This window comes from Gemmatimonadaceae bacterium (assembly GCA_035533755.1).
Lineage (GTDB): Bacteria > Gemmatimonadota > Gemmatimonadetes > Gemmatimonadales > Gemmatimonadaceae > JAGWRI01.
Genome location: DATLTC010000034.1, coordinates 1 through 3542, shown reverse-complemented (window position 1 = coordinate 3542; position 3542 = coordinate 1). Strand labels below are relative to the sequence as shown.

Genomic DNA, 3542 nt, shown 5'->3' with positions numbered 1-3542 from the left:
CGCGATCGAAGCGCGGTTGCGGCAGGGCCACTCGGTGCTGTTCTTTGCCGAGGGCGGGTTCTCCGGGGCGCGCGGCCTGCGCCCCTTCCGGCTCGGCGCCTTCACCGCCGCCGTCGCCGTCGGGGCCCCGGTGGTGCCCATCGCGCTGCGCGGTACGCGCCGCGTGCTCCCGGCCGATGCCAAGCTCCCGCACCCGGCGCGCATCGAGGTGTGGATCGGCGATCCGCTGCGCGCCGCCGGCACCGGCCTGGCGGCCGCCGTGGACCTTCGCGACCGCGCCGCCGACGCCATCGCCGAGCATTGCGGCGAACCGCGGATCATCGCCGGCTGATCGTGGGCCGAGCCAGGATTTCGCTGCGGCCGGCACGCGTCTTCCGGCCGGCCGTTGGAGCGCCAGCGCCAACCCATTAGACTGGCCCGACATGGGATCAGGTACCGTCGCCGCCGACACGCCGCTCGTCGCCGCCATCCGGCGGCGCCGCACCTTCGCGATCATCAGCCATCCGGACGCCGGCAAGACCACGCTCACGGAGAAGCTGCTGCTCTACGGCGGCGCCATCCACCTGGCCGGCTCGGTCAAGGCCCGCCGCGCCGACCGCCACGCCACCTCCGACTGGATGCAGATGGAGCAGGAGCGCGGCATTTCGGTCACGTCGAGCGTCATGCAGTTCGAGTACGACGGATACGTCATCAATCTGCTCGACACGCCCGGCCACGAGGACTTCTCCGAGGACACCTACCGCACGCTCGTCGCGGCCGACAGCGCCGTCATGCTCCTCGACAACCGCAAGGGCGTCGAGGAGCGCACGCGCCAGCTGTTCGCCGTGTGCAAGCGCCGCCGCACGCCCATCTTCACCTTCGTCAACAAGTGCGACCGGTTGGGCGAGGATCCGCTCAAGCTGATCAGCGACGTCGAGGCGGATCTGGGCATCAAGTGCCACCCGATCACCTGGCCCATCTTCAGCGCCGGCGACATCGCGGCGGGCTTCGTCGGCGTCTACGACCGGCGCCTCCAGCAGATCCACCTGTTCGAGAAGGACGAGCACCGGGGCGCCCGGCCGCCGGTGGCGCACGTGGGAAGCCTGGACGGTGCCCTGGTGCGCGAACTGCTCGGGGCCACCACGCACGAGCGCCTCGTGCACGACATCGCGCTGCTCGACGAGGCCGGCCACCCGTTCGACGAGCAGCAGGTGCTCGACGGCGAGCTCTCGCCCGTGTTCTTCGGCAGCGCTCTCAACAACTTCGGCGTCGAGCCCTTCCTGCGCGAGTTCCTCGAGCTGGCCCCGCCGCCCTCGGCGCGGGCGTCCACCGGGGGCGTCATCGAGCCGGACCAGCGCGCGTTCACCGGCTTCGTGTTCAAGATTCAGGCGAACATGGACCCCAAGCACCGTGACCGCGTGGCGTTCGTGCGCGTGGTCTCCGGACACTTCGAGGCGGGGATGCAGGTGATCCATGAGCGCACCGGCAAGCCCATGCGCCTGGCCGCGCCGCAGACCTTCATGGCCCGCGAGCGCACCGCCGTCGAGGAGGCCTGGCCCGGCGACATCGTGGGCGTCATGGACCGCCGCGCGCTGCGCATCGGCGACACCCTGTCCTCGGACGGCGGCGTGAAGTTCGCCGACATCCCGAGGTTCGCGCCCGAGCATTTCGCGCGCGTCGTCCTGGCCGATCCCATGCGCCGCAAGCAACTCGACGCCGGCCTGCGCCAGCTCACCGAGGAGGGGGCCGCGCAGGTATTCTTCACCTCCGGCACCGACACCACGAGCCCCACGCCCATCGTCGGCGCGGTGGGCCAACTCCAGTTCGACGTGATGATGCACCGGCTGGCGCACGAGTACGGGGTGGTCGCGCGACTCGAGAAGATCTCCGCCCGCTACCCGCGCTGGATCACCGGGTCGGCCGAGGCCATCGCCCGCGCGGCCCGCGACTCCGGCCGCATGTTGCTGTTCGACGCCAAGGGACAGCCCCTGCTGCTGTTCGAGAACGAGTGGCCCATGCGCTGGGCCCTGGAACACGAGAAGGACGTCGTCTTCCACGACCTCGCGCCCTGATCGGGCGCCGCCGGTCTCACGCGCGATGTTGGCGACGCGCGAGGCCGGTGGCCAGACGCTCCCCGCGCATCACTACAGGACCTTCCGCCCCTGGATCACGCGCACCACGATCACGATGATCGCGACGACCAGCAGAATATTGATCAGTCCGCCCATCGTGTACGACGTGACCAGCCCGAGCAGCCAGAGCACGATCAGGATGATTGCCAGGGTCATCAACATGTTCGCTTCCTCCGCGCCGCAAGGCGCTGGTGGCTGCGGCGGTGCGCCGGTGGCGCACCGCCGCTATGAGTTTCTTCCCCGACCGCCCGCCGATCCGTGCTTCTCGAGCACGAGGTTGGCCACGATCTGTTTGAGCTTCTGATTTTCTTCTCTGAGCGCCCGCACATCGCGCGACTCGTTCGCCGCCGCGCCTTCGAATTTCCTGCGCCAGCGATAGAACGTGGTCTGTGTGACGCCCAGCTTCCGACAGACCTGCACGGCGGGCGTTCCCGCCCTGACCTGTCGCAGCGCCTGCACGATCTGCTCGTCCGTGAACTTGCTTGGTCGCATCCGTCGGTCCTCCATCTCCGTCCGCGCTGCAAGTTCGGAAACCGGCCGGGCGCGAGCGTCCGCGCCCGGCAGATCTCCGCTGAACCGATGTTCAGCCCGCATCTCAGCGCTACGGCTTGATGACATCAGGCGCGATCAGCAGCCGGAAGATCGCCCGGCGATTCGGCGCCTGCCCGGCGATGCCCGGTGCCGTCGTGATCGGGTTGCTCTCCCCCTTGGATTCGATGATGATGCGGTTGGCGTCGATGCCCTTGCTCACGATATAGGCCTTGGCGGCCTTCGCCCGCCGCTCGCCGAGCGCCATGTTGTACGTATCGGTGCCGATGACGTCCGTGTGCCCCACGATGACGACCGTCATCTCGGGGTTGGCGCGGAACACCTCGACCTTCTCGTCGAGCAGCGCCTTGGCGGAATCGGTGAGCACCGACTTGTCGAACGCGAAGTGGACCACGGCCTGCATCGTGGCCAGGGTCGCGGCCGACGTGACCGCGGGCTGGATCACGGGTGCGTTGGCGAGCGAATCACGCAGTGCCTGCAGCGCCGCATCGCGATCGCGCAGCCGGCGAATCTCCGCCGCGCTCACCGAATCGTCATGCTGCACCACGGTCACCGTGGGGCCCGTCACCGTCACGGTGCGGATCTCGTGGAATGGGTTCCGGTACAGGCTCAGCCCCACGCGCACGCTCTGGTACGACTTCCAGTCCTGATTGGCCAGCCAGTCCCACACGCCGTCGATCCGCAACGCGGCGTTGTCGTTGAGCGCGAACTTGAAGCCGGCCAGCGCGTCCACGCCGTAGCTGTGCATGAAGTTGGTCTCGGTGGAGACCCCGGCGCCCGCCCCGAGCAGGAACGACACGCCGCCCGACTTGAACGGCACCGCCACCAGTCGCCCCGACAGCAGGCCGACGTTCACATCATTGAGGCCGTTCGGACGCGTGG

Annotated in this window: 5 protein-coding genes; 2 read left to right on the top strand and 3 right to left on the bottom strand. The window is 69.0% G+C overall.

Annotated elements, in window-relative coordinates; translation table 11 throughout:
* Positions 1 to 331: 1-acyl-sn-glycerol-3-phosphate acyltransferase (locus VNE60_05850; GenBank protein HVB31034.1), on the top strand; the 331-nt coding region annotated here is incomplete at its 5' end.
* Between the two features lie 91 nt (positions 332 to 422).
* Positions 423 to 2051, top strand: a complete 1629-nt coding sequence (locus tag VNE60_05845) for a peptide chain release factor 3 (protein HVB31033.1) — start codon at positions 423 to 425, stop codon at positions 2049 to 2051.
* 72 nt (positions 2052 to 2123) lie between these two features.
* Here the strand turns inward: VNE60_05845 and VNE60_05840 are convergent, their stop codons facing one another.
* The 3 genes from VNE60_05840 to VNE60_05830 form a co-directional block, all read right to left on the bottom strand.
* Entirely contained in the window at positions 2124 to 2267 is a 144-nt protein-coding gene (locus VNE60_05840; protein HVB31032.1) for a lmo0937 family membrane protein, read from the bottom strand.
* A 69-nt stretch (positions 2268 to 2336) separates the two neighbouring features.
* Positions 2337 to 2603 (bottom strand): transposase, encoded by a 267-nt coding sequence (locus VNE60_05835; protein ID HVB31031.1) that lies wholly within the window; start codon positions 2601 to 2603, stop codon positions 2337 to 2339.
* 109 nt (positions 2604 to 2712) lie between these two features.
* On the bottom strand, positions 2713 to 3542 hold an 830-nt coding region (locus VNE60_05830), incomplete at its 5' end, for an OmpA family protein (GenBank protein HVB31030.1).

Excerpts from the sequence above, each read along its gene's own strand:
- VNE60_05845 (HVB31033.1), top strand. The coding sequence starts at position 423 with ATGGGATCAGGTACCGTCGCCGCCGACACGCCGCTCGTCGCCGCCATC.
- VNE60_05835 (HVB31031.1), bottom strand. The coding sequence starts at position 2,603 with ATGCGACCAAGCAAGTTCACGGACGAGCAGATCGTGCAGGCGCTGCGA.
- VNE60_05840 (HVB31032.1), bottom strand. The coding sequence starts at position 2,267 with ATGACCCTGGCAATCATCCTGATCGTGCTCTGGCTGCTCGGGCTGGTC.